This window comes from Sinosporangium siamense (assembly GCF_016863435.1).
GTDB lineage: Bacteria > Actinomycetota > Actinomycetes > Streptosporangiales > Streptosporangiaceae > Sinosporangium > Sinosporangium siamense.
The window spans coordinates 146,661-171,460 of sequence record NZ_BOOW01000012.1 but is presented as its reverse complement, the minus strand read 5'-3'; the positions used below and the strand labels follow the sequence as shown (position 1 = coordinate 171,460).

Annotated in this window: 21 protein-coding genes; 13 read left to right on the top strand and 8 right to left on the bottom strand. The window is 69.5% G+C overall.

The window, feature by feature from the left end; translation table 11 throughout:
* Window positions 1–41 precede the first annotated feature (41 nt).
* The gene (locus Ssi02_RS10390; protein WP_239128770.1) at window positions 42–689 is read left to right on the top strand and encodes a S8 family serine peptidase; all 648 of its coding nucleotides are present in this window, start codon (window positions 42–44) and stop codon (window positions 687–689) included.
* A 323-nt stretch (window positions 690–1,012) separates the two neighbouring features.
* Window positions 1,013–2,587, top strand: a complete 1,575-nt coding sequence (locus Ssi02_RS10385; RefSeq protein WP_204024257.1) for a choice-of-anchor I family protein — start codon at window positions 1,013–1,015, stop codon at window positions 2,585–2,587.
* Between the two features lie 51 nt (window positions 2,588–2,638).
* On the opposite strand, the gene Ssi02_RS10380 is transcribed toward Ssi02_RS10385, so the two are convergent.
* Window positions 2,639–3,100 carry a hypothetical protein gene (locus Ssi02_RS10380; RefSeq protein WP_204024255.1) on the bottom strand — a complete coding sequence of 154 codons (462 nt, stop codon included), beginning with the start codon at window positions 3,098–3,100 and terminating at the stop codon, window positions 2,639–2,641.
* Window positions 3,101–3,621: 521 nt separating this feature from the next.
* On the opposite strand from Ssi02_RS10380, the gene Ssi02_RS10375 reads away from it, so the two are divergent.
* From Ssi02_RS10375 to Ssi02_RS10365, 3 genes are all read left to right on the top strand, one after another.
* Window positions 3,622–6,225, top strand: coding sequence for a chitinase C-terminal domain-containing protein (locus Ssi02_RS10375; RefSeq protein ID WP_204024253.1), 2,604 nt, complete (start codon window positions 3,622–3,624; stop codon window positions 6,223–6,225).
* Between the two features lie 507 nt (window positions 6,226–6,732).
* A complete protein-coding gene (locus Ssi02_RS10370) occupies window positions 6,733–7,398 on the top strand; it encodes a copper resistance CopC family protein (RefSeq protein WP_204024251.1) in 666 nt (221 codons plus the stop codon).
* Window positions 7,395–8,447 carry a CopD family protein gene (locus Ssi02_RS10365; RefSeq protein ID WP_204024249.1) on the top strand — a complete coding sequence of 351 codons (1,053 nt, stop codon included), beginning with the start codon at window positions 7,395–7,397 and terminating at the stop codon, window positions 8,445–8,447. The genes Ssi02_RS10370 and Ssi02_RS10365 overlap by 4 nt, the downstream gene beginning before the upstream one ends.
* Here the strand turns inward: Ssi02_RS10365 and Ssi02_RS10360 are convergent.
* The gene (locus Ssi02_RS10360) at window positions 8,405–9,553 is read right to left on the bottom strand and encodes a hypothetical protein (RefSeq protein WP_239128769.1); all 1,149 of its coding nucleotides are present in this window, start codon (window positions 9,551–9,553) and stop codon (window positions 8,405–8,407) included. The genes Ssi02_RS10365 and Ssi02_RS10360 overlap by 43 nt on opposite strands.
* 190 nt (window positions 9,554–9,743) lie before the next feature.
* On the opposite strand from Ssi02_RS10360, the gene Ssi02_RS10355 reads away from it, so the two are divergent.
* Window positions 9,744–12,308: a CocE/NonD family hydrolase gene (locus Ssi02_RS10355; protein ID WP_204024248.1), complete on the top strand. Its 2,565-nt coding sequence runs from the start codon at window positions 9,744–9,746 to the stop codon at window positions 12,306–12,308.
* Window positions 12,305–13,453: an ABC transporter permease gene (locus Ssi02_RS10350; protein WP_239128768.1), complete on the top strand. Its 1,149-nt coding sequence runs from the start codon at window positions 12,305–12,307 to the stop codon at window positions 13,451–13,453. Before Ssi02_RS10355 ends, Ssi02_RS10350 begins: the two co-directional genes overlap by 4 nt.
* Before the next feature lie 402 nt (window positions 13,454–13,855).
* On the opposite strand, the gene Ssi02_RS10345 is transcribed toward Ssi02_RS10350, so the two are convergent.
* The gene (locus Ssi02_RS10345) at window positions 13,856–14,020 is read right to left on the bottom strand and encodes a hypothetical protein (protein ID WP_204024247.1); all 165 of its coding nucleotides are present in this window, start codon (window positions 14,018–14,020) and stop codon (window positions 13,856–13,858) included.
* Window positions 14,021–14,174: 154 nt separating this feature from the next.
* On the opposite strand from Ssi02_RS10345, the gene Ssi02_RS38610 reads away from it, so the two are divergent.
* The 3 genes from Ssi02_RS38610 (at window position 14,175) to Ssi02_RS10335 (ending at window position 17,570) form a co-directional block, all read left to right on the top strand.
* Complete coding sequence (locus tag Ssi02_RS38610; protein ID WP_239128767.1) at window positions 14,175–15,182, top strand: ATP-binding protein; 1,008 nt, start codon at window positions 14,175–14,177, stop codon at window positions 15,180–15,182.
* Window positions 15,183–15,330: 148 nt separating this feature from the next.
* Window positions 15,331–16,305 carry a tetratricopeptide repeat protein gene (locus Ssi02_RS38605; protein ID WP_239128766.1) on the top strand — a complete coding sequence of 325 codons (975 nt, stop codon included), beginning with the start codon at window positions 15,331–15,333 and terminating at the stop codon, window positions 16,303–16,305.
* Between the two features lie 359 nt (window positions 16,306–16,664).
* The gene (locus Ssi02_RS10335; RefSeq protein ID WP_204024245.1) at window positions 16,665–17,570 is read left to right on the top strand and encodes a terpene synthase family protein; all 906 of its coding nucleotides are present in this window, start codon (window positions 16,665–16,667) and stop codon (window positions 17,568–17,570) included.
* Between the two features lie 64 nt (window positions 17,571–17,634).
* On the opposite strand, the gene Ssi02_RS10330 is transcribed toward Ssi02_RS10335, so the two are convergent.
* Window positions 17,635–18,030, bottom strand: coding sequence for an ankyrin repeat domain-containing protein (locus Ssi02_RS10330; protein ID WP_204024243.1), 396 nt, complete (start codon window positions 18,028–18,030; stop codon window positions 17,635–17,637).
* Between the two features lie 133 nt (window positions 18,031–18,163).
* Here Ssi02_RS10330 and Ssi02_RS10325 point away from each other — a divergent pair, with 133 nt between their 5' ends.
* Complete coding sequence (locus Ssi02_RS10325; protein WP_204024241.1) at window positions 18,164–19,069, top strand: proteasome assembly chaperone family protein; 906 nt, start codon at window positions 18,164–18,166, stop codon at window positions 19,067–19,069.
* A 68-nt stretch (window positions 19,070–19,137) separates the two neighbouring features.
* Window positions 19,138–20,178 (top strand): Gfo/Idh/MocA family protein, encoded by a 1,041-nt coding sequence (locus tag Ssi02_RS10320; protein WP_204024238.1) that lies wholly within the window; start codon window positions 19,138–19,140, stop codon window positions 20,176–20,178.
* A 78-nt stretch (window positions 20,179–20,256) separates the two neighbouring features.
* On the opposite strand, the gene Ssi02_RS10315 is transcribed toward Ssi02_RS10320, so the two are convergent.
* Together Ssi02_RS10315 and Ssi02_RS10310 are read right to left on the bottom strand one after the other, a co-directional pair.
* A complete protein-coding gene (locus tag Ssi02_RS10315) occupies window positions 20,257–21,063 on the bottom strand; it encodes a tyrosine-protein phosphatase (protein WP_204024237.1) in 807 nt (268 codons plus the stop codon).
* A 46-nt stretch (window positions 21,064–21,109) separates the two neighbouring features.
* Window positions 21,110–21,691 carry a GntR family transcriptional regulator gene (locus Ssi02_RS10310; RefSeq protein ID WP_204024234.1) on the bottom strand — a complete coding sequence of 194 codons (582 nt, stop codon included), beginning with the start codon at window positions 21,689–21,691 and terminating at the stop codon, window positions 21,110–21,112.
* 91 nt (window positions 21,692–21,782) lie between these two features.
* Between Ssi02_RS10310 and Ssi02_RS10305 the strand changes: the two genes are divergently transcribed.
* A complete protein-coding gene (locus tag Ssi02_RS10305) occupies window positions 21,783–22,178 on the top strand; it encodes a hypothetical protein (RefSeq protein WP_204024231.1) in 396 nt (131 codons plus the stop codon).
* A 69-nt stretch (window positions 22,179–22,247) separates the two neighbouring features.
* On the opposite strand, the gene Ssi02_RS10300 is transcribed toward Ssi02_RS10305, so the two are convergent.
* Window positions 22,248–24,545: an acetoacetate decarboxylase family protein gene (locus tag Ssi02_RS10300; RefSeq protein ID WP_204024228.1), complete on the bottom strand. Its 2,298-nt coding sequence runs from the start codon at window positions 24,543–24,545 to the stop codon at window positions 22,248–22,250.
* The gene (locus tag Ssi02_RS10295) at window positions 24,542–24,799 is read right to left on the bottom strand and encodes a hypothetical protein (RefSeq protein WP_204024225.1); all 258 of its coding nucleotides are present in this window, start codon (window positions 24,797–24,799) and stop codon (window positions 24,542–24,544) included. The genes Ssi02_RS10300 and Ssi02_RS10295 overlap by 4 nt, the downstream gene beginning before the upstream one ends.
* Window position 24,800 lies beyond the last annotated feature (1 nt).

The window sequence follows — 24,800 nt, the reverse complement described above, 5'->3', positions numbered from 1 at the left end:
CTTACGCCCTGGCCACCTCGATCGCGAAACGCCCCGAGGTGTTGCGCGTCGACCCCGTCCAGACCGTCAAGCCCCCGGAGAATACCCGCCGCGCCACGAAGGCGACCGCGAAAGCCACGGCGACCGCCGCGAACTGGAACATCAAGCACATCAACGCCCCCCGTGTGTGGACCGAACTCGGCACACGTGGCGAGAACATCGTCGTGGCCGACATCGACGCCGGTGTGAAGTTCGACCACCCCGCGCTTGCCGCGCAGTACCGCGGCAAGAAGCCCGACGGCAGCGTCGACCACAACTACAACTGGTTCAATGCAGCGGGCGACTGCCCCAGTGACGACCCCTGCGACGGCTCGGGTGACGGCACCCACACCATGGGCACCATGGTGGGCGACGACGGAGCGGGCAGAGTCGTCGGCGTGGCCCCCGGAGCCAAATGGATCGCCGCCAGGGCGTGCACGGGCGAGTGGAACTGCCCCGAGTCCGCGATTCTGCAATCCGGAGAGTGGCTGCTCGCGCCGAGGGACTCGGCATATCGCAACCCGCGCCCCGACCTCGCGCCCGACACCGTAGCCGCCGGGCCGCCGTTCCATCGGCTCCATCGGCTTCATGTGCCCGAGTGCCGCCCGCGGCGCCCGGGTGCCCGGACAACGTCGCCGGCGAACTCGTGTGGCGTCCGGAGGAGGTCGTGAGCGCATCTCCGCTGAATCGTTCCAGCGATTTTCAGCGGCGTCCCCTCCGTGGCCCGTCCCGCCGAAAGGCCGGGGCGGGCCATATGGCTTTCGCGGGCGGATATGCGTGGTGGTGGGAGATGCGGTGTTATGAGGGATTCGAAGCCCGTCTGTCCGGAGGCGGACATTGGAATGTTCCAGACGACGCCCGAAAGTGAGGCCGAACGCGCTTCGGCTCTGGAACGTGCTTGAAACGGTTGTGCCGGAATAGGTTGCGTTGCGGTTAGACGATCAGTCATCTTTGGGGCACCTACTGGTCACGACATGGGATGACAATCCGCCTTATGCGTACCAACACCCCCCTTTCTTCCCTGGCCGCGGCATGCCTGCTGTTCAGCGGGCTCCTGACCGCGGCCCCCGCCGCCGCTTCGGCCTCCCCCGCCGCCAAGCCGGTTTCGGGCGACCTCGACCTCGCCTTCCTCGGCCGCTACACGACGGGCACCGTGGCGGCGGGCGCCTCGGAGATCACGGCTTACGACGCGGCCACCCGCCGGGTGTTCGTCGTCAACGCCAAGGCCGGAACGGTCGATGTCCTGGACATCTCCGACCCGCGCACCCCGCGCAAGGTCATCACACTCGACACACCCGGTGCCAACAGCGTCGCCGTACGCAAGGGTGTGGTGGCGGTGGCGCAGCAGGCCGCGGTGAAGACCGACCCCGGCACGGTCACGCTCTTCGAGGCGCGCACCGGCGCGAAGATCCGCGACGTCCAGGTGGGCTCGCTGCCCGACATGGTGACCTTCACCGAGGACGGCAAGCAGCTCGTGGTGGCGAACGAGGGTGAGCCCTCGTCCTACTGCCCCGGCCAGGTCGTCGACCCCGAGGGCTCGGTGAGCATCGTGGACGTGCGCCAAGGCACCGTGCGCACGGCCGGCTTCACCGCCTTCGACTCCAAGGCCGCCGAGCTGAAGGAGGCGGGGGTGCGGATCACCGGGCCGGGGGCGTCGGTGGCACGGGACCTCGAACCGGAGTACATCACCGTCCACGGGAACACGGCCTGGGTGACGTTGCAGGAGAACAACGCTCTCGCCGTCGTCGACCTCAAGAAGGCCCAGATCAGAAGCGTGGTGCCGCTCGGCCTGAAGGACTGGTCGAAGAGCGGCATGGACGCCTCCGACAAGGACGGCAAGACCGACATCCGGCCCCGGCCGGTCAAGGGCATGTACATGCCCGACTCCATCGCGCACTTCCGTGCCCAGGGACGGTCGTACGTGGTCACCGCGGGCGAGGGCGACGGCCGCGACTGGGAGTGCCACGCCGACGAGGTGCGGGTGAAGGACCTCCCGCTCTCCTTGAACGTCTTCCCCGACGCCACCACGCTCAAGAAGGACAACGAGCTCGGCCGGCTCAACGTCGCCGCCGACTCGCCGAAGGACCCCTCCGGCGTCTACACCGAACTGCGCGCGTTCGGCACCCGGTCCATCTCGGTGTTCAGCGGGTCGGGGCGCCTCGTGTGGGACTCGGGCGACGAGCTCGAGCGCCTCATCGAGAGCAGGCTGCCCGCGCACTTCAACACCGACAACGAGGCCAACGGCACGACCGACACCCGCAGCGACAACAAGGGCCCCGAGCCCGAGGGCCTCGCCGTGGGCCAGGTCGGGCGGCGCACCTACGCCTTCGTCGGGCTGGAGCGGGTCGGCGGCATCGTCGCCTACGACGTGAGCGACCCCCGCGACCCCGACCTCGCGGGCTATGTGAACACCCGCAACTTCTCCGGCTCGGTGGCCGAGGGCACGGCGGGCGACGTCGGCCCCGAAGGTGTGCTGTTCATCCCCGCCAAGGACAGCCCCACCCGCAAGCCCCTGCTGGTCGTCGGCAACGAGGTCAGCGGCACCACGGCGGTCTACGAGGTGCGCTGACGCCGTTGTACGGCGGAGGCCTGCGCGGCCTCCGCCGTGCGGCCCCGGGCCTCACCTCAGGTAGGCGTCGCAGCCGGTCGGGGTGCCCGCCACCACGGTGACCTTGACCGACGACAGGGGCACTCCCCGGCCGGCCGCCTGCGCCTCGGCGGCGGTGCACACGAGCTGGCCCTCGGCCAGGCGCGACAGCGCCCGATCGGGGGTCAGGGTGACCGACTCGCCCTCGGCCGCCACCTTGACGGTGACCCCGGCCGGCACCGCGCCGGTGAGGCCCCGCTCGCGCTCGGCGCGGCTTGGACCGCGCAAAACCAGCTTGACCGCCTCGGCCGGCCCGACACCCCGGCCCGGGCGGCCGGCGGTGGACAGCCGCCCGGCCGACACGAAGTAAAGCCTCGTGCCGGAGGCCGCACCCCAGGGGTGCTCACCCGCATCCACGACTCCGGTCGGCTGGATGCCGCACCCGCAGGCCGTCGCGACCAGCGCGAGTGAACAGGCCGTGCGGCGGAACCTCACCTTGCGACTCCCTCCGGCGGATCTCACCCCGCGTCTCTTCCCCTGCCGACCTCGCCCGCGGAACCGTCCGCGAAACGACGCCCACTCCGCAGGGGGCGCATGACCGCCGTCACGGCGCGCGAAAAGCGCTGCACGACGCGGTGAAAGAGCCTCACTCCCCCGTGGAGGGTCCACCAAAGGTGATATCACTTCCCGGCCGCACACCGCGCCTGAATTTTGTATACGCAGCGTGCACGGACCGTCACATATCTTATTGGCTTAAGTCCGTATTAAATGCCGATTAAGCGTGTCCTGCATCACATGCATCCGCCGTGTCACCGACCTAGCCTGAGCAGGGTTAAAGCCGTCGGTTACTCAACCTCATCGCGTCTGACCACGGCAAAGAGATCCAACTATTTGGAAACTTTCCTAAAAGAAACCGTTGACGCGGGGCTCGAAGCGATCTAGTTTGCGTTCAGCCCCACGGGGGCCGGGGCCTTACCCAAGTCAATGCCAAGTCGCCTGTCGGAGGTGGCCTGTCCGTGTCTGAAGCACTCGCGACACATCCCCCAAGAAGATCACGCGTCCGCGCGGCGCTCACCGCCGCAGGGGCTTCCCTCGCCCTGATCGCCGGAGTCCTCGTCAGCTCGGCCGCAGCCGCGGTCGACAACGAGACCTGCCGGCCCGACGGGCTCTACAAGACGCCCGGCGTGGACGTGCCGTACTGCATCAACTACGACGATGCGGGACGCGAGAAGCTCGGCGCCAACCACAAGCGCCGCATCATCGGTTACTTCACAAGCTGGCGGACCGGTAAGAACGGTCAGCCCTCGTATCTGGTCAAGGACATCCCCTGGGCCAAGATCAGCCACATCAACTACGCCTTCGCGGGCGTCGGCGCGGACCACAAGATCACCATCGGCGCGAACAACGCCGACAATGCCGCGACCGGTCTGGAATGGCCCGGCGTCGCAGGCGCTGAAATGGACCCCGCGTACACGTACAAGGGCCACTTCAACCTGCTGAACAAGTTCAAGAAGCAGAACCCGCACGCCAAGACGATGATCAGCGTCGGCGGCTGGGCGGAGTCCGGCGGCATCCTCGACGGCGACATTCGCAAGAGCGAGGGCGGCTTCTATCGCCTGACCGTCAACAACGACAACTCGATCAACCAGGCGGGTATCAACACCTTCGCCGACTCCGCGGTGGAGTTCATCCGGAAGTACGGCTTCAACGGTGTGGACATCGACTACGAATACCCGTCGTCGATGAAGGACTCCGGCCACCCCGGGGACTGGGCGCACGCCAACACCCGGCGCGCCGTGCTCATGAAGGGCTACGCCGCCCTCATGAAGACCCTTCGTGAGAAGTTGGACCGCGCGGCAGCGGCCGACAACAAGTACTACATGCTCACGATCGCGGCGCCCTCGTCGGCTTACCTCCTGCGCGGCATGGAGACCTTCCAGGTCACGCAGTATCTCGACTACGTCGACATCATGTCGTACGACCTGCACGGCGCGTGGAACCAGTTCGTCGGTCCGCAGGCCGCGCTCTTCGACGACGGCAAGGACGGGGAACTCGCCCGCTGGAACGTCTACAACCAGGCGAACTACGGCGGCCTCGGCTACCTCAACACCGACTGGGCCTACCGCTACTTCCGCGGTGCGATGCAGTCCGGACGTATCAACATCGGCGTGCCTTACTACTCACGCGGCTGGAAGAACGTCACGGGCGGCACGAACGGCCTCTGGGGACAGAGTCCCGTGGTCCGGCCTCCCACGTGCGGCCAGGGTCTCGCGGAATGCGGTGACGGCGCACGCGGCATCGACAACATCTGGCACGACATCGAGAACGGCCAGGAAATGGGTGCCGGGTTCAACCCCATGTGGCACGCGAAGAACCTTGAGAAGGGCATCCTCGGCTCCTATCTCCCGTCCATGGGTCTGCGTCCCGACACCGACCCCGAGGACAAGCTGACCGGCACCTACACCCGGCACTACGACGCGACCCTTGTGGCTCCGTGGCTCTGGAACAACGAGAAGAAGGTGTTCCTGTCCACCGAGGACGAGCAGTCCCTCGGCGCCAAGGCGGACTACGTCAACAACAACGGCATCGGCGGCATCATGATCTGGGAGCTCGCCGGTGACTACGAGTGGAACGCCACCAAGGGCGAGTACACGATGGGCAACACGCTCACAAATCTCCTCTTCGACAAGTTCAAGACGGCCACGGCGTACGGCGCGACCAAGGCCAAGGTGACGATCCCGGCCGAGAAGCTCGACGTGTCGATCGAGGCGCACAGCTTCCCCACGGGTGACAACAACTACCCGATCAACCCCAAGCTGAAGATCACGAACAACTCCAGGACCACCATCCCCGGTGGCGCGGAGTTCCAGTGGGACTACGGCACCTCGGCTCCCGGCACCGCCAAGGACCAGAGCGGCTGGGGCATGCGGGTGATCAACAGCGAACACACCGCCGCGAACAACATCGGCGGCATCAAGGGTGACTTCCACCGCGTGTCGGTGAAGTCGCCCGCCGACAAGCCGATCGCCCCCGGTGGTACGGCGGAGCTCGACTACGTGTACCAGCTTCCCAAGGCCGGTCTCACCAACATCACGCTGACGTTCGGCGGCAAGACGTACGGCCTGGTCCAGGACTACGCCCGAGGTGGAGTCGTGGTCGAGCCGACCGCCAGCCCGACCGACCGGCCGACCGGCTCCTGCACGTCGCCGGACTGGGACCGGACGAAGGTCTACGCCAGCCCGACCAAGGTCGCCCACAACGGCAAGGAATGGCAGAACCAGTGGTGGACCCAGGGCGAAGAGCCCGGCGTGGCCGGCGTCTGGAAGGAACTCGGCCCCTGCGCGGGCGGCACCTCCAGCCCGTCGCCGAGCCCGAGCGGCACCTCTAGCCCGAGCCCGAGCCCGAGCGGCACGTCCAGCCCGAGCCCGAGCCCGACCGGCACGGCGAGCCCCAGCCCGAGCCCGACCGGCACCTGCGCGTCGCCGGCCTGGGACCGGAGCAAGGTCTACGCCACCACCACCAAGGTCTCCCACAACGGCAAGGAATGGCAGAACCAGTGGTGGACCCAGGGCGAAGAGCCCGGCGTGGCCGGCGTCTGGAAGGAACTCGGCCCCTGCTGAGGTCGCCTTCCGGCGCACCTCTCCCCGGCCCGTGAGGGCCGGGGACCCTAAAGCTCCGGACCGTGCGGACGATCCCCCTCGCACGGTCCGGGACGGCGGACCGGCCGTCGCCCGACGAGCCTCCCCCCGGATCGCCGGGTGACGGCCGGTTTTCCACCCGCACCACCCGCACCCACAGACGTAGGTCACGCCCGGCGGCCTCCCCCCGGATCTCCGGGCGTGACCTACTTCCGAGAGAGGCGGCACCGCTCACCCGGACGGTGCCGCCTCTCTCGCGCGTTCACGCACAGGCTCCGGGCCACACGCACCTCACAACGCGCCCCCGTGCGAATCGCAACAACCGGTGTCGCGACGTCACATCCGCCCCCGCCTCACCTTCACGTGCGAAGTCCGGAGTGCGCGCACTCCATCCCATATGTCAACTCCGGGATTTCCCTGACGCGAACACCACCGGTCAGTGGCACCATGTCCTCGTTAACGAGATTTCGCCAAGGGAAGGTCATAAGCGTGAGACGGCTTCTCACGGCTCTGATGCTCGCGGGGGCGACACTGCTGATCGCCGCTCCCCCGGCGCAGGCCCACAACGTGCTGACGGGCAGTGATCCCAAGGACGGTGCCACGATCGCCGAGGGGCCCTCGAAGATCACGCTGGAGTTCGATCAGCCCGTGCGCCAGGGCTTCTCCCAGGTCACCGTGATCGGCCCCGGCGGCGCGCGCTTCGAGCAGGGCAAGGTGTCGGTCAACGGCCCCAAGGTCACGATGGGCGTGGCCCCCCTCGGCTCCGCGGGGAAGTACGTCGTCGGTTACCGCGTGCTCTCCTCCGACGGACACCCGATCTCCGGGACGATCGACTTCACCCTCTCCGAAGACGGCCCCGCGGCCACGGGCGCTCAGCCCGCCGCGAGCACCGGCCCGGACGCGGAGTCCACGGAGCCGGCCGCACCGGCCCCGGCGAACCCGCCCGCGGACCCGCCCGCCGACTCGAACGCCGCGCTGAGCGCCCAGGCCGCCGAGGCCGCCCAGAACGGCGGAGCCTCCATGGCCGTGCTCTGGGTCGGCGCGGCCCTGGTGCTCCTCCTCATCGGCACGGTCGTCGCGCTGCGCCGCGCGAAGCCGGCCGCCTCTGCTTCTCCCGGGACCCCGTCGCCCGCGCCGGGTGGCGAATCGGCATGACCTTGACCGCCGATCCCCCCGCCGAGGCGTCGCCCGACGTCCGCCGCCTCGCCACGGCCCGCCGCCTCATCGTCTTCGGGCTCATCTCCAGCACGGTGGTGGCCGTGCTGATCGGGAGCGCTTTCACCGGCGAGGAGCCGGCACCCGGCATCCCGATGCCGGGCCCCTTCGTCGTCTACGGGCTGCCCGTCGTCCGCGCGATGATCGACCTGGCGGCCGTGGCGGTCGTGGGCCTCACCGTACTCCCCAAGCTGCTCGGCTTCGGCGACCCTTCGCGCACCGAGCCGGTGATGAGCCGGGTCCGCCCGCTGGCGGTGTCGCTCGCCTGGGTCTGGGCGCTGTGCGCGCTCGTGACGATCGTGTTCCAGGCCGCCGAGCTCAACCCCGGCCAGGTGCCCTCGATCGGGACCGTCGTCGATTATGTGAGCAGTGTGGGCGCGGGCCAGGGCCTGCTGTTCAGCACCGCGTGCGCGCTGGCGAGCGCCGGCATCGGGCTGCTCGCCGTGCGTTTCGGGGAGAGTGTGCCGGCCGAGCTGCGCATCGTGATCGCGCTGTTCGGGCTGCTGCCGATCCCGGTCACCGGGCACGCGGTCGACTCGGTGTGGCACGACCCCATCATGATCTCGATGGAGCTGCACGTGCTGGGCGCGGCGCTGTGGACCGGCGGGCTGCTCGCCGTCATGCTGTTCGTCACCGCCGACCGCGAGCTGCTCGCCACGACGCTGCCGAAGTTCTCCAGGCTCGCCACCCTCTGCCTGGTCGTGGTGAGCCTGTCCGGGCTGATCAGCGGCCTGTCCACGATGGCGCTCACCCCCGGCGTCGAGCTGCCGGGGGCGATCGTGACCACGGGCTACGGCTGGTTGCTGGTGGCCAAGGTGGTCTTCACGCTGATGCTGCTGCCGATCGCCGCCCACATCCGCTATCGGCTGCTGCCGAGGGTCGAGCGCCGTGAGGGCACGGCGGTCGCGATGTGGGCGGTGGCGGAGCTCGTCATCATGGGCGCGGCCTACGGCGTGGCCGTCGCGCTCACCCGCGCCCCGGTCGGCTGACCCTTCAGGTTGTAACGCTGGACGAACCACTCGCCGCCCAGCCACACCACCGCGAGCAACCCGAACGCCACGGGCGCGGAGGCGGGCATCAGCGGCGGCGAGTCCAGCAGGGTGTGCTGGGCATAGAGCGCGAGGTAGGAGCCGCCGGTGACCAGCGCCGCCCCGGCGAGGGCACGCACCACCGGCACCTTGATCTGGAACGCGAGGTCCACGCAGACCGCCGCCCCCACCAGGAAGAACGGCACAGCCGAGACGGGGAAGTCGGCGACCGCGAGCAGCGGCCAGATGACCATGCGATAGGCGACGTAGGCGGCGGCGATCAACGTCGCGCTCCACGCCCGCCCGATCATCATGCGGGCCAGCACGAGCACGGCCACCCCGGCGACCGTCGCGTAGACCGGGTAGAGGAAGTCCGGCACCGGGAGCGAGAACGCGACCACCATGTCGCGGTCGACCGCCCGCCCCATCTGGTCGGCGGCGAACTGCAGCAGGATCGGCTCGGCCTCGGGCTCGCCCCGGTCCCAGGCGTGGATGCCGAACACACCGTATTCCTGATGCTGGCTCGGGAACCACGTGTTCTCCAGGCAGAAGAGGAACAACGCCCCGAGCACCAGCGAACGCCTGCTCCCCTCCGGCGCCCCCGTGAACCATCCCCGGATCACTCCGGCGATCATGAACGCGGTGCCGATATAGAGCAGCATGTGGGACGGGCTCCACGACGTGATGTCGAGCCCGTTGACCCGGTGGTTGATGAGGTCGAGCGGCACCGCGACGAGGAAGACGCCGGTGCCGGTCTGGATGAGCCGCAGCGCGGTGCGGTCGACACCGTAACCCGTGTAACCGTGCACGATCGTGAGCGCGACCACGATGGCCGTGCCCACACTGTTGATCAGGTGCGGCGGTGCGAGGTCGTCACGGAGCCATTTGAAGTGCCATGACACGTCCCAGGACGAGCCAAGCACTTTGAGCGTCATCGCGATGACCCATCCCAGGTAGAGAACCCTGAACAGATCACTCGGCGTCTCCCGCCCAGGCTCCCCTCTGGTCCAGTACGGCAGAGCCCACGCGGCAGCCGACTTGAGCGGTCTGACCGCCCATCCGGTCATCCTGCCCGTGGACTGCTTGGCACTCGATTCTGGCTTCACGCCTCGACATGATGCCTGCCGTTTACCGCCGCCGCAATCAGGAGAAACCCCGATGTTCCCCCTAAACCTTGGACAGCTTCGCAGGTAGCGTCTCAGCGCGCTCTCAGCAGCAACTCGGATCCCTCTTACATGTTTGCCGTACCCTTCGCGCATGAGACGTCTGGACAAGGCGACCGTCTGGATCGCCGCGGCCGCGGTCGCGATCGCCGCGGTGGGCATCTGGCTGGTATGGCAGTCGGCACCCGAGGTGCGCGGGGAGACGCACACGATCAGTGTCGTCGACGGCCCGGACGACGACCTGCGGGTCGCCTTGGACGCCACCTTCTACCCGCCTTCCCCGGCTCCGACCGGTGGCCGCGCCCCAGCCGTGCTGCTCGGCCACGGCTTCGGCGGCAGCAAGGACAGCGTGCGCGACGAGGCGGTGTTGCTGGCCCAGGCCGGCTATGCCGTACTCACCTGGTCGGCGCGCGGTTTCGGCCGCTCGGAGGGGGAGATCGCGCTCAACTCGCCCGACTACGAGATCAAGGACACCCGGCAGCTGATCGACTGGCTCGCCCAGCGGCCCGAGGTCGCGCTGGACAAACCGGGTGACCCGCGCGTCGGCATGACCGGCGGGTCGTACGGCGGAGCCGTGTCGCTCATGACCGCCGCCTACGACGCCCGGGTCGACGCCATCGCGCCGCAGATCACCTGGTTCGACCTCGCGGACGCCCTCTTCCCCAACGGCGGCGGCTCCGGTCCCGAGAGCGGGGTCTTCAAGCGCATGTGGGCGGGGTTGTTCTTCAGCCGCGGCGGCCCCGCCACCGCACGGCCCACGACGGCACCCGGCGCCCCGGCCGCGAACACTCCCCCGCGCCCGCTCACCGCCGAGGAGGCGCGGTGCGGGAGGTTCCTGCCGGAGATCTGTGAGATGTACGAGCTGGCGGCGGAGACCGGCGCCGCCTCCGAGAAGACGATCGAGACGCTCCGGCGCGCCAGCCCGGTGTCGGTCCAGGGCCGTATCAAGGTGCCCACGCTGCTGCTCCAGGGCAAACGCGACTCGCTCTTCCCCCTGTCGCACGCCGACGCCAACGCCAAGGCCATCGCGGCGACCGGGGCGCCCGTGCGGGTGTCGTGGTTCGACGGCGGGCACGACGGCGGCGACGGCGAGCTCGACTGGCTGCACGAGCAGGTGGCCGGCTGGTTCGACCACTATCTGAAGAAGACGCCCGGCAGCTCGCCCGGCTCGAAGTTCACCGTCACCCGCGACGGCGGGCGCGACCCCGGCACCCGCCGCCCCGTGCTGGTGCACGCCGACGCCCCGATCTATCCCGGCCTGGCCGGCACCGAGGTCACCGACCTGCCGCTGACCGGCGGCGAGCAGAACGTCGCCACCCCGCCGGGAGGCGCCCCCGCGTCCATCTCGTCCGTGCCCGGCCTCGCCGCGATGGCGGGCGGCGGCGCGGCCGGGGCCAACCTCACCAATGAGATGGCCGGGCAGAGCGCGAGCTTCGAATCCGCGCCGCTGCCCGCGCCGCTGCACGTCACCGGCGCGCCCACCGTGCGCGTGCGGGTGAGCGGCGAGGGCACCGTGACGCTGTTCGCCAAGCTCTACGACGTCGGCGGCCCCGGCACCCCGCCCGTGCTGCCGGCCGGGCAGGTGTCGCCGATCCGCCTCACGATCCCCAAGGGCGCGCCCCAGGCCGAGGCGACCGTCACCCTGCCCGCCGTGGACCACCTCTTCCAGACCGGGCGGCGCCTGCGGGTGACCTTCACCACCACCGACCTCGGATATGCCAACGCAACGTCGCCCTCCGTGCACGGCGTCGCGCTCATCACCCCGAAGGTGACCGTGCCGAAGGTCGCCGCGCTGAGCACTCCCGCCACCGGCCTGCCCTGGTGGGTGTGGGCGCTGCCGCTGGCCGCGCTGCTCGCCGCCGCCGTCATGCTCGCCACCGGCCGGCTGCGCCGGTCGGCCGAGCCGCGCGACACCGCCCTGGCCGACGTGCCGCTCCAGATCACCGGCCTCGGCAAGTCCTACCGCAACGGGGACCCCGCCGTCAGCGACCTCGGGTTCCGCGTGGAGCGCGGCCAGGTGCTCGGCCTGCTCGGCCCGAACGGCGCCGGCAAGACCACGACCATGCGCATGCTGATGGGGCTGATCCAGCCCGACTCCGGGGAGATCCGGATCTTCGGCCACCGCGTCACCCCCGGCGCGCCCGTGTTGTCGCGGCTCGGCTCCTTCGTGGAGGGCCCCGGTTTCCTGCCGCACCTCTCCGGCCGCGCCAACCTGGAGCTCTATTGGCGGGCGACCGGCCGCCCGGCCGGCGACGCCCACGTGGACGAGGCCCTGGCGATCGCCGGTCTCGGCGCCGCGCTCGACCGCGCCGTCCGCACCTACTCCCAGGGCATGCGCCAGCGGCTCGCCATCGCCCAGGCCATGCTGGGCCTGCCGGACCTGCTCGTCCTCGACGAACCCGCCAACGGCCTCGACCCGCCGCAGATCCGCGAGATGCGCGAGGTCCTCAAGGGCTACGCGCGCCGGGGCCGCACCGTCATCGTCTCCAGCCACCTGCTGGCCGAGGTCGAGCAGACGTGCACCCACCTCGTCGTCATGCACCGCGGCCGCCTCGTCATCGCCGGACCGGTGGAGGACCTGCTCGGCTCGCACACCGAGACCGCGCAGCGGGGCCGCCTCGAAGACGTGTTCCTCGAACTGATCGGAGAAAACGCGTGAGCCAGGAACACGTGACCGCCCCACGCCCCTCCGGCGACGGCCCGGACGGCGACCCGTGCGACCCGCGCAACGGCGACGGCAGGACTCCCTCCGGCCCGGCCGGCGGTGACGCGACGGCGGGCGCAGCTCATGCGACCGAGAACGCCGAGACCGGCGCCGCCGTACCCGCAGTCGCGGGTGCCGCCCGCGCGACCAGGGCCGCCCGTCCGGCGAACGGCGGAGCGCCCTCGGCCGGTGGCGACCCGGCGATCGACGCGAACGGTGACGCGCGGCGCCGCGACGATTCCGCGGCCGGTGACGGCTCGGCCGCCGGATATCGGCCTCGCCGTACTCTTCCCCTCTGGGTGGAGTTCGTGCGGCAGGCCCGCAGGCGGCGGACGATGGTCGTGTTCGGCTTGCTGGCGGCGCTCCCGTGGATCCTCGTCGCGGCCTTCACCCTCATCCCCAGCCAGGCCAGGCCCGCCGCGTCGGCGCTGCGCACCGTGGATCTGGCCACCGACAGCGCCATCAACTTCGCGATCTTCGTGTTGTGGACGTCGGCGAGTTTCCTGCTGGTGGTGGCGGTCGCCGTGTTCTGCGGCGACAGCGTGGCGAGCGAGGCCAACTGGTCGTCGTTGCGCTATCTGCTGGCGGCGCCCGTGCCGCGCGACCGGCTGCTGCGGCAGAAGCTCACCGTCGCCCTGGCCTACGCTGCCGCGGCGGTCGTCACCGTGCCGGTGATGGCGCTCATCGCCGGCACCTTGGCCTTCGGCTGGAACGACGTGCGTCTCCCCGGCACCGGTGAGAGCGTGGCGGCGGGCGAGGCGCTGCCGCGCTTCGCCATCGTGGTCGGCTACACCCTGCTCAACCAGCTGGTGGTGGCCGCGCTGGCCTTCCTGCTGTCGGCCACGACGGACTCCCCGCTCGGCGCGGTGGGCGGCGCCGTCGGCCTGGTCATCGTGAGCAACATCGTGCAGGCCGTGGAGGACCTGGGCGAGCTGCGGCAGTTCCTCCCGACCTATTGGAACACCGCGTGGCTGGACGTGCTGGCCATCGAGGTCGACTGGGGCGGCATGGCCCGGGGCGCGGCCTTGTCGGTGACCTACGGCGTCCTCCTGATGGCCCTGGCCTTCCGCCGCTTCCGCCGTAAGGACATCGTCTCCTGACCCGCGTGCGGCGCACACGCCCTGCCCACGCCCCGCCCACGACAGACGCCCACGCCCGGCGGCGACCCGGGCGCGGGCGGATCAGGAGCGGGCTGCGCGGCGCTGAGGGCTTCCCTGGCGGCGCGATCCCCCTCCCGGGAGGTCTCGGGGTGCCTCCGCGCGCTGGGAGCCGTCCCACGGACTGTGGCCCGGCAAGGTCTGATAAGCGCTGTATCCAACATGCGCCGGGGCCGGAAAGACAAGACCCTCCCGGATGCCGGGCCGCTTCAGTGGCGGCCGGTCACCCGAGAGGGTGCGAGCTGTGGATAGGGATCGATGGCGCTGTGTTAGAGGCGCTGTGTTGAAAGCGCTGTGTTGAAGGCGCTGGATCGACGAAGCGGGACGGCCGGACGGCGGGGCGGTTTACCAGTGAGGCGGGCGTTCCTCTAGGAGGCGGGCCGTGTCGTCGGCCTCTCCCCACTCACTCCACCCAAGATCGGTGTCGTCGCCTGTCTGGTCGGGAAGCACGGGCGGACCGTCCTCGAAGAGGTCCACCGGCCGCAGGTCATCGGGGCCCTGAACTGTCACGTGGACATTCTACCGACCCGGGAGGTGAGAGATCCTCCGTGGCGGAAAACGTCTCCCCCGAACCCTTTGTCGTAAAGGATAGGTAATAACAAGCGGGGTACGATGCCCTAGCAGCTCCACCGACCACCTTCCATCGACGCATGACGAGGCGGCCATGGCAACGCCAACAGGATGGCGGCGGGAGGGCAATCTGCCCGCCGAGCTCACCAGCTTCGTGGGCCGCACCAGCCTACTCGCCAATCTGAAGAGGCACCTGCGCGAATCCCGCCTCGTGACGGTGACCGGCATCGGCGGCGTCGGGAAGTCCCGCACAGCCCTCCGGCTGGCGCACCAGACCCGCAGGCAATACCGCGACGGCGTCTGGTTCGCCGATCTCGCGCGCCTGCAGGACGCCGGGATGGTCAAGCACACGATCTCCTCCGCCCTCGGCATCGCCGACCAGTCGCAGCGGTCCGGACACGACACGCTGAGCGAGTGGGTGGGCGACCGCGACATGCTGCTCATCATCGACACGTGTGAGCACCTGGTGGAGTCGTGTTCCTCCCTCATCGACAACCTGCTGAAGCGCTCAGAGCACCTCCGCATCCTGGCCACCAGCCGCCAGTCGCTCCAGCTCCCGTTCGAGCAGGTGGTCGCGGTGCCGCCGCTCGCGGTCCCGGGCGACGACCCGAGCGAGAGCCTGTTCACGAACGAATCGGTGCAGCTCTTCACGGCACGGGCCGGCGCGGTTATGCCCGACTTCGTGCTGGACGAGCACAACATCGAGCCGGTGGCCGAGTTGTGCCGCAGGCTCGACGGCATCCCGCTGGCGATCGAGCTCGCCGCCGTGCGGCTCCGCGCGCTCTCCGTCGAGCAGATCCTCGCCCTCCTCGCCGACCGCTTCAGCCTGCTCGCCGGCGCCAGCCGTACGGCGCTGCCCCGCCACCAGACGCTGCGCGCGGCGATCGGGTGGAGCCATGAGTTGTGCGAGCCGGCCGAGCGGTTGCTCTGGGCGCGCTTGTCGGTGTTCTCGGGGGACTTCGAGCTGGACGCGGCGCGTTATGTCTGCACGGCGGACAGCCTCGACCCCAGTGAGATCATGGACCTCGTCACGGGGCTGGTGGAGAAGTCCATCCTGTTGAGCGAGAGCAACCACGCCGGAGTGAGATACCCGGCTGGTTGACACGCTGCGCGACTACGGCGAGGCGTGGCTTACGAAGCTCGGCGAGGCCGACGAGATCCGGCGCCGCCACCGCGACTACTACCTCGATCTCGCGCAGCGCGGGGAGAGTGCGTGGTCGGGGCCGCGCCAGGCCTACTGGTTCATCCGGATGCGCCAGGAGCACGACAACATCCGGGCCGCGCTCAACCACTGCCTGACCACGCCCGGCCAGAGTCATGTGGCTCTGGAGTTGTTGTCGGCGTTGTGGTTCATGTGGGTGGCGTGCGGGCTCGCCCGGGAGGGGCGGCTCTATCTGGAGCGGGCGCTCAAGGCCAATCCCCAGCCGAGCAAGGCGCGGTGCAAGGCCCTCTGGGTGATGTCCTATGTGTGCAGCACGCAGGGCGATATCACCGCCGCGATGGAATATGCCGAGCAGTGCAGCGCCGAGGCGGTGCGGGTGGGCGACTCGGCGTCGGTCATCCTGGCCACCAAGATGCAGGGCACGGCGGCGATGTTCCAGGGCGACCTGCAGAAGGCGACCGCGCTGCTCGGCGTCGCCATCGATTTTCACCGGGGAGGCAACGAGCGTGAGCTGAACCCCGGTCTGCTGCCCGCGATCGTCGAATTGTCCTTCGTGCTCACCGCCCAGAACGAGCCTCGCGAGGCCGAAAGCCTGCTAAAGGACTGCCTCAAACTCTGCAAGCAGCGCGGTGAGCTCTGGTTGCGTTCACACGCGCACTGGGCCACGGCCGAGGCGCAGGTGAAGGGCGGCCGCACGACCGAGGCGTGTGCGAGTGTCCGCGAGGGTTTGCGGATCAAGCTGCACTTTCACGATGTGATCGGCACGTTGATGTGCTTGGAGACCATGGCGCGCGTCTCCGCGGCGACCGGAAATCCGCGGCGCGCGGCCCAGCTCTTCGGTGCGGCCGACAGCAATTGGAAGCTTTTCGGACTGCCTCTATTTGGCAGTCCTTTCCTCCACGACGAGCACACGACTTGCGTGAAAGAGTGCAAGCGTGACATCGGCGAGGATGTTTTTCTGCAGTATGTGAACGAGGGCATGCGGCTCACGCTTGAGGAGGCCGTCACCCTGGCGCTCGACGACGAGGAGGACCCGTTGCCGCGCGCCGCGATGAGCTCGTGAGCGTTTTCGCAGGTCACAGACAGTCTGGACGACGAAGAGAGGGCTTGGCCCGGCACCCTTCCCACGGCGCCCCGATACGTGATCTTGACCGTGCGTCACACCGTGTAAGAGGATGACCACTCTCCCAATCACTACAAATACCTAATTCTCCACACATGCTGTGAAAAGTGACACTCACCCTTGCTTGCTATCTTTCTGATAGTTATGACATATAGTGCCGGGTTTAGGAAGCCTGGAGGTCAACCCGCATGGAAGAAGTACCACATTTCCGCCTTCCCTCGCTAAACATCCCTTTTCCCTCTCGTATCAACCCATTCGTCGAGGAGGCCATCGAGCACACCACGCTTTGGGCGCATCGGATGAGGCTGGTCGAGGGGAAGGCATCGGCCGCGCGTTTCCGCGGCGAATCGTATGCCCGTCTCGTGGCCCGGCTGTACCCCGAGGCCTCGTTTCTCGACTTGGCGCTCGCCGCCGATCTCAACAGCTGGTTCCATGTTTACGATGATCAATTCGAACTGGCCGAGGTCGGCCGCGACCCCGATCTGGCACGACGCTGGGCGGACAAAGCCGACGCACTCTTACGGGGTGCACCCTTGGACCGTTCCGCGGGCCCGGTGCTGCGGGGACTCGCCGATATCAGGGACCGCTTCCAGATCTATGCCAGTGAGGCGTGGTGGAACCGGTTCACCGACCATTTCCGCGACTGCTTCGAGACGGCGGTATGGGAGGTGGAGAACCGCGTCCACGGCCGCATTCCCGACCCCGACGCCTACGTCCAGCACAAGTTGAACATCGCCTACGTCCCGCCCTCGTTCGACGTGGTCGAGTTCGTCGAACACTTCGAGCTTCCCGAGGTCATCCGGGAGTCCTCCGCCTACCGGCGGCTGATCCACGAGGCGGGGCACGTCGTGGTCTGCACGAACGACCTCATCGGCCTCAGAAGGGAACTCAGCCAGGGCGAGTTCCACAACCTCGTGATCGTCCTGCGCTACGACGCGGGCTGCTCACTGCAGGAGGCCGTGGAGCGGGTCATCGACACGATCGCCCGCCGCATCGAGGACTTCCAGGCGGCCAAGAAGGAGCTCATGGCCCTGCTCGACACCCTCGGGCTGCGCCACAACACCCGCGAGGGCACCATGCGCTGCGTCGTCGGCCTGGAGCACTGGATGCGCGGCTACCACGACTGGGCCCTGGAGAGCCAGCGCTTCTCCGACCCGGTGCTCCGCGAACAGGTGGAGAGCTTCCATCACGAGCTGGTCGACTGACATAGCGGACCCACCTCAGCCACCCGCCGCGGCCCCGGACACGGAGACGGCGCCGGCGGAGAGATCACGCCTCGTCGAACCAGGCCAGAAACTCCTCGTGGTTGAACATGCGGGCGGTCTCCACCGCCGAGGGGGTGCCCGCCCGCGGATCCGCGCCGCCGGAAAGGAGGGCGCGCACGACCTCGGCCTCCTTCTTGAAGACCGCACCCGCCAGGGGCGTCTGGCCCCTGTCGTTGGCCCGTCCCGCGTCGGCTCCGCGTTCGAGCAGGCCGCGGACGGTGCCGGCGTGGCCGTGGTAGGCGGCCAGCATCAGCAGGGTGTCGCCTTTGCCGTTGGTGAGATCGACCGGGACACCGGCATCCACATATGCCAAAAGATGCTCGGTGTTGCCCGCCCTGGCCAGGTCGAACATCCGGGTGGCGAACTCCTCAAGCTCAACGTCCGGCTCCATACATCCCATTGTCCCCCGATAGGCTTCGCGGAGACCAACGGACTGATCGCACGACACCGGAATGCCTGGAGGCTGTCGCGGGTTCTGGGAAAAAGAACCTGCGGGTTCTGGGAAACGAACCCTAAAGGAAGGCTGAGACACCGTGTTCGACCCGACGGATCTATACCGGCTCGACGGTGAGGTGCCCGACCTGCGTGATCCTTTGCTCCTATATCACTTCGATGGGTTCGTGGACGCCGGCGGGGCCGGCCGGTTGGCCGTGGAGCACCTCCTTTCCGAGCTCGACCACCGCACCGTGGCCACGTTCGACCACGACCGGTTGCTCGACTACCGCTCCAGACGCCCGATCATGACGTTCGACGTGGACAAGTGGGTGTCCTGTGACGCGCCCTCCCTCGCCGTGCACCTGGCGCAGGACGTCACCGGCACGCAGTTCCTCCTGATGAGCGGCCCGGAGCCGGACCGCGAGTGGGAGCTGTTCACCTCCGCCGTGGGCAAACTCGTCGAGCGGTTCGGGGTGAGCAAGCTCGTCACCATGCACGGCATCCCGATGGCCGTCCCGCACACCCGCCCCCTCGGCGTGACCTCCCACGGCACACGCCCGGAGCTGATCGACGGCGCGTCGAGCGCCTTCGGCCGGGTCAAGGTGCCGGGCAGCGCGGCGGCGCTGATCGAGTTCCGGCTGGGCGAGGAGGGCCGCGACGCCGTGGGCTACGCCGTACACGTGCCCCACTACCTCGCCCAGGCCGAATACCCGCAGGCCGCCGTGACCGCGCTGGAGACGGTGACTCGCGGCACCGGCCTCGTCTTCCCGATGGACGCCCTGCGCGAGGCGGCCGAGCGCACCAACAACGAGATCGAGGAGCAGATCCGGGCGTCGTCGGAGCTGTCCACCGCGATCGTCGGGCTGGAGCAGCAATACGACGCGTTCGCCGGCGGCTCGGAGCGGGAGAACCTCATCGCCGAGAGCACGCCGATGCCCACCGGCGACGAACTCGCCGCGCAGTTCGAACGTTTCCTCGCCGAGCGCGACGACCAGGACCTTTAACCCCTAACCGCCCCTCGGAACCATCCGTCGGCCACCCGCTAAGGTGATCTCGAAGGGGGTGGACGGCGGTGGACGAGATCCGAGTCGGACTGGTGGGCTATGGCACGGCGGGGGCGTTCTTCCACGCCCCGCTGATCCAGGCCACACCCGGCCTCAAACTGGTCGGGGTCGTGACGCGCGACCCCGACCGAGCCGCGGAGGTGCGGGACAAGCACGGCGCTCAGGCGGTGGCGGAGGCCGAGGAGCTGTTCCCGCTGAGCGACCTGATCGTGGTCGCCTCCCCCAACCGCACCCACGTCCCGCTGACCCGCGCCGCCCTGTCGGCCGGCCTGCCGGTGGTGGTCGACAAGCCCCTGGCCGCCACCGCCGCCCAGGCCGAGGAACTCGTACGGCTGGCGCGTTCGCGTGACCTGATGTTGACGGTGTTCAACAACCGCCGCTGGGACGGCGACTATCTGACCGTGAAGCGCCTGGTCGCGGAGGGCACCCTCGGGGAGGTCCGCCGGTTCGAGTCGCGATTCGAGCGCTGGCGGCCGGTGCACAAAGGCGGCCGGCGCGAGACGGGCGGCCCCGACGAACTCGCCGGCCTGCTCTACGATCTCGGCAGCCACCTGATCGACCAGGCCCTGTGGTTGTTCGGGCCGGTCCGCGAGGTTTACTGCGAGATGGACACCCGCCGCGAAGGCGTCGCCTCCGACGACGACACCTTCGTCGCCCTCACCCACGCCGGCGGGACACGCTCACACCTGTGGATGAGCGCCGTCGCCGGCCAACCGGGCCCGCGTTTCCGCGTGATCGGCTCCGCCGCGGCCTACGTCAAACACGGCCTGGACGTCCAGGAGGAGCAGCTCCGCGCCGGCCACACCCCGGGCTCCCCCGGCTTCGCCCAGGAGCCCGACGAGCGCCGGGGAACCCTCGGCACCGAGGGCGACAGCCGTACTCTGCCCACCGAACCCGGCGCCTACCTCGACTTCTACACGGGTGTGACCGCCGCCCTCCGCGAGGGCACCCCGCCCCCGGTCGACCCGGAGGAGGCCGTGGCGACCTTGACCGTGATCGAGGCCGCCCACCTCTCAGCCTTGGAAAGCCGCGTCGTCCACCTCACCTGAAGCAGGATCGACGATCTTCGGGAGGCGGTCCCGGTGGATGTGGAGAACCCACCAGGACACGCCCAACCCAGGAGAAGGTCAGCCGCGCAGGCGGGCTTGGAGGGCGCTGGTGTCGCCCCGGGTCCAGCCCTGGGTGTCGAGCCAGTTCATCGGGCCGCCGAACTTCTCGTCGACCACGGACAGGAAGCTCTCCATGTATTCCGCGCGGGGCCGGTGGTCCTCGGCGGGGCGCTTGTCGAGGTCCTCGCGATAGGTCTCGCTGGCGCGGAGCCGGGCGAGGATGCCCTCCAGGCGGTCGCCGGTCGCGGCGTAGTCCGCGACGATGGCCTCCCGGGTGACGCCGGCGACGGCCAGAGCCATGGCGACCACCACGCCGGTGCGGTCCTTGCCGGCGGCGCAGTGCACGATCGCCGGGCCGTCGCCGTGGGCGAAGACGCGCAGGGCGGCGAGCACCGAGTCGGGCCTGTCACGCAGATATCCGTAGTAGAAGCCGGTCACCTTGTGCAGGGCTTCGATGTCCTCGGCGGCGCGCTCCTGCCAGGGCAGGACCTTGTCGCCGTCGAGCGCGGGGCGGTCCGCCTCGACGTCGGTGTGCAGGCCGCCCTCGGGGAACAGGGTGAGGTGGTGGATGTTGACCGTCGGCACCCGGGTGAGGGGGCCGGGGCCCTCCAGGCGCACCTCGGGGGTCGAACGCAGGTCGACGACATGGCGGAGCTTCAGCCCGGCGACGAGCCTGTCGAGGTCACCCTCGGTCAGGCCCTGGAGGTTGTCCGAGCGGAAGATCTTGCCGAATTGTGTGGTCCCGCCGTCACTGGTGGGGAGACCGCCTAGATCACGGACGTTGACGGCACCGTCGAGATCGATCCAACGTGAAATTTCATTCATCTCTTATGAGACTACCTGTACGGACATGTCCGGCAACTGACCCCGACTAAAACGTGTCGTGACCTGCGGCTTGCCGGACGCGGAACATATGCCGGGACGCCGCACAAACCGTCTCCAGCACATGGACGGGCACATCATCCTCGGAATAGCTCGCCCGGGTAATGCACACGACCCACTCCCCCGGTTCCAGCCGCAACACCGACACCTCGTACGGCGAAGCCGGCCTGGCCTGAAGCACCTCCTCGGCCCGCCCGAAGACATGGCCGAGCTCCGCGATCGCCGACTGGAGCGTCGGGGTGACGAACCCCTGCTCGGCCAGACGCGTGCCGCCGAACAGGTCGGCACGGAAGTAGCTCGTCGCCACGCGCACCGGCACCTCTCGCACCGTCATCACCTTGCGCCTCGCCACCACCTCGGCCCCCGACGGCACCCGCAGCGCCTCGGCCACCCGCTCCCCCGCCGGCTCCGGCCCCACATAAAGCATCTCGCGCCCCGGAGAAAGCCCCTGCCCCGCGGCCTCCGTCATGAAAAGGGACTTGGACCCGCGCACGGCGGGAGCCGTCGGCAGGTCGCGCCACACCAGGACAGGGGCGGCCCCGTCGGCGGACTCCTTGGAGATCGCGGTCATGCCCCGACCTTACCCGTGCCTACCGGCCCGGAAGTTCGCTAAAGGACCTTCCGCGGTGGCGGCCGAGCCTTGGGGTGAATAGGTTGTTCGGGTGCTTTCGGTATCCCTCGACACCCTGCGGGTGTTCCTCCACGTCCTCGCCGCCGCCGTCTGGGTCGGCGGGCAGTTCACCTTGGCGTTCCTCGTGCCCGCGCTCCGGCGGGCGGGGGACGGGGTGACGAAGGTCGCGGCACAGGCGTTCAACCGGGTGGCCTGGCCGGCCTTCGGGGTGCTGGCCCTGACGGGTGTCTGGAATGTCCTCACGATCGGGGACACAGGCCCGGAATACCGTACGACCCTCTACGTCAAGCTCGCCTTCGTGGTGCTCTCGGGTCTCACGGCTTTCCTGCACACCCGGGCCAAGACCAAGGGGGCGACGGCGGCGCTGGGCTCGCTCAGCGGCCTGACCGCGCTCGCCACGTTGTTCGTCGGCGTGATGCTGGGCTGACGCCCTCCCGGATGTCAGGGCCGGTGGGTGGGGTGTGCCGACGCCCCGCCCACCGGAGTCGAGTTGTGCTCAAGAGGGCAGCACGACCGGAGCCCCCGCGCCGAGCCTGGCCTGCATGCGGTCGGTGGACAGCACCAGGAACGGCCGGGCGCCGGAAAGGCCGAGGGCGCGCAGCCGGTCCGCCATCGGGTGCTCGCCGGTCGCGCGCAGCCGTACCCCGGTGAAGGGGTGCAGCCGCAGCATGCCGTGGGTGTCCACCAGAGAGCGCAGTGTGGTGTCGCCCCTGGTCGAGTAGGTGACCACGTCGAGCTCGGGGAACGGCAGCCACGGCCCGAGCCGGCCGGAGAGCTCCATGACGGGCCGCCCGCCGTCGCGCACGCTCACCGCGATCGTGCGCCCGGTGAACCCGCTCCCGCCCGTCTCCACCGTGACCTGCGAGGGGAAGGCCGGATAACCCCAGATCTCATACGCGAGGCCGGGGGCGACGGGATTGTCCATCGCCAGATCGAGCACCCGCAGCCCCGACCTGCGCCGGTCGGCCCGCCGGAGCAGTTCGGTCCAGACGAGCAGCGGCCGGGGCCGCCACGGATCGTGCACGACGATCGCGACCGCCGTCTCCTGGAAGGCGCCGACGGAGCTCTGCCGGTAGGCGCGGGGCAACACGACGACGACCGCGCCCCCGCCGATCAGCGCGGGCCGCAGCCCGGTGCCGGTGAGCAGCTCGCGCGCCACCCGGGCGTCGGCGTGGAAGAAGGCCGTGACGGCGGTGCCGTCCGAGCAGCGCACCGGCATGTCCACCGAGCCCTCGGCGGTCTCGGTGGGCGAGGTGGCGACGTGCAGGAACGGGAAGCCCTCCGGGGACCGCACCTCGTCGAACACGCGGTAGGCCTGGCCGCGCACCACCGTGCCCTGGTAGGCCGCGAGGGCGGCGTTGATGTGGTCGCGGGCCTCGTGCAGGTCGTATTCGAGGTTGTCGAGATAGTGCCAGGCGCCGTGGCACACGGGAAACTCGTGGGTGGTGTCCGTGTAGTCCACGACGTACCAGTCGGGATGGAAGTGGAACGGCGAGCCCGGCCCCTGCCCGTCCAGGCTGGGGATGATGTCGTGCTGGTTGGTGATCGTGGCGACGAAGACGTGTGACGGCGGTTTCTTGAAGTCGACCGGGGATCCGATCGCGATCGCGTGCGTGAGCGTGAAGCGCTCGTGGAAGGCGGGATCCTGGGCGAGGTTCATCGCCGCCGCGCCGCCCTCGCTGTGCCCGACCACGGCGATCTCCGCCCCGTCCGGCACCCCGAAGTCCTCGATGGCCTTGGCGACGGCCCGGGTGTAGGGCGACTCGTTCATCAGGGTGTTGCGCCAGGCTCCCACGAGGTCCTGCGGGGAGTCGTTGCGCGGCATGCCGCACTGCATGCCGGGGATGAGGGCGACATAGCGGTTGACGCCGTCCGGCCCTTCGAACTCCTGCATGTAGATGCGGCCGGTGTTGCCGACCACCGCGATGTTGCGCAGGAAGCCGTTGACCGTGCCCTCGTGGCTGAGCTTGCCCAGCTCGGCCGGGGTCAGATCGACGCGCTGCGCCGAGCCGTCGCCGACGTCCCACCGGCAGACGGCGTTGACCGAGACGCCGAGCAGCGGCTCGGAGGTGATGGGCCTGCCCGCGGCGATGGACCAGCCCGACTCGTCGTTGGAGGGGTTCTCGTCGAGCAGCGCGTTGATCGCGAGCAGCTCGATGTAGATCGGGGCGATGCGGGTCAGGGCGTCCTGCACGCCCCGGTCCTTGATCAGGCGCCGCAGGGCGCGCATGGCCTCGATCGACCTGTCGTTGCTGACCGCGTCGATCAGCCGGCGCACCGCGGGGTCGGTGTGGCACTCAGGGTGCGCCTTGGCGACCGCGGCGATGCGCAGCCGCAGCGAGGTGACGGCCACCATGACGGCGAGGCTCTCCCGGCCGACCCAGCCGCCGACCCTCCCGGCCGACGCGCCGATCTTGCCCCCGGTGAAGGCGTGCCCGAGTCCGCGGCCGGACACGGCGGCCCGCAGCAGCGCCCGCTGCGCGGCGAGTCCCGACCTCGCGGACCTCATGGAGGCGGTGGCTAGCCCGAACCGCGCGATCGTGGCCGTCAGCCGGGTGGCGACCCCCCTGATCTCGTCGGCCGCCTTGGCGATCTCGGCCGCGACGGCGCCGACGGTCTCCAGATCGCCGATGTAGGTCCCGCTCTCGCCGGCCTCCACGAGATTGGCGTCGGCGTGGTGCGGCTCCTGCCCGCCGCCCGGCGCCGGCGGCCCGGGAACGTCTGCCTGGGCGTCCGGGAGCGAGCCGGTCTTGCCTATGCGGGCCCGGGGAGATGTCCTGTCGTCGACGCTCACTGTCTTCTCCCCCGTCCCAGCAGATCGCCGGCGTGTTCTTCCATCCGCTGGGCGGCGACCTCGAGCTCGGCGGCGGCGATCATGCAGCGGGTGATCTGCTCGCGCACGGTGTGCTCGAACCAGTCGGGCACCATCGGGTTGCCGCGCATCCTCGCGGCGGCGTCGCGCAGCCGCAGGGCCTGTTCGGTCATGAGCCGGGCGTCGGCCCGGGTGTTTTGCGCGAGCATGGAGACGCGCACGGGTTCGGCCGCCATG

Excerpts from the sequence above, each read along its gene's own strand:
- Ssi02_RS10385 (WP_204024257.1), top strand. The coding sequence starts at position 1,013 with ATGCGTACCAACACCCCCCTTTCTTCCCTGGCCGCGGCATGCCTGCTG.
- Ssi02_RS10365 (WP_204024249.1), top strand. The coding sequence starts at position 7,395 with ATGACCTTGACCGCCGATCCCCCCGCCGAGGCGTCGCCCGACGTCCGC.
- Ssi02_RS10360 (WP_239128769.1), bottom strand. The coding sequence starts at position 9,553 with ATGACCGGATGGGCGGTCAGACCGCTCAAGTCGGCTGCCGCGTGGGCT.
- Ssi02_RS10355 (WP_204024248.1), top strand. The coding sequence starts at position 9,744 with ATGAGACGTCTGGACAAGGCGACCGTCTGGATCGCCGCGGCCGCGGTC.
- Ssi02_RS38610 (WP_239128767.1), top strand. The coding sequence starts at position 14,175 with ATGGCAACGCCAACAGGATGGCGGCGGGAGGGCAATCTGCCCGCCGAG.
- Ssi02_RS38605 (WP_239128766.1), top strand. The coding sequence starts at position 15,331 with ATGCGCCAGGAGCACGACAACATCCGGGCCGCGCTCAACCACTGCCTG.
- Ssi02_RS10335 (WP_204024245.1), top strand. The coding sequence starts at position 16,665 with ATGAGGCTGGTCGAGGGGAAGGCATCGGCCGCGCGTTTCCGCGGCGAA.
- Ssi02_RS10330 (WP_204024243.1), bottom strand. The coding sequence starts at position 18,030 with ATGGGATGTATGGAGCCGGACGTTGAGCTTGAGGAGTTCGCCACCCGG.
- Ssi02_RS10315 (WP_204024237.1), bottom strand. The coding sequence starts at position 21,063 with ATGAATGAAATTTCACGTTGGATCGATCTCGACGGTGCCGTCAACGTC.
- Ssi02_RS10310 (WP_204024234.1), bottom strand. The coding sequence starts at position 21,691 with ATGACCGCGATCTCCAAGGAGTCCGCCGACGGGGCCGCCCCTGTCCTG.
- Ssi02_RS10295 (WP_204024225.1), bottom strand. The coding sequence starts at position 24,799 with ATGGCGGCCGAACCCGTGCGCGTCTCCATGCTCGCGCAAAACACCCGG.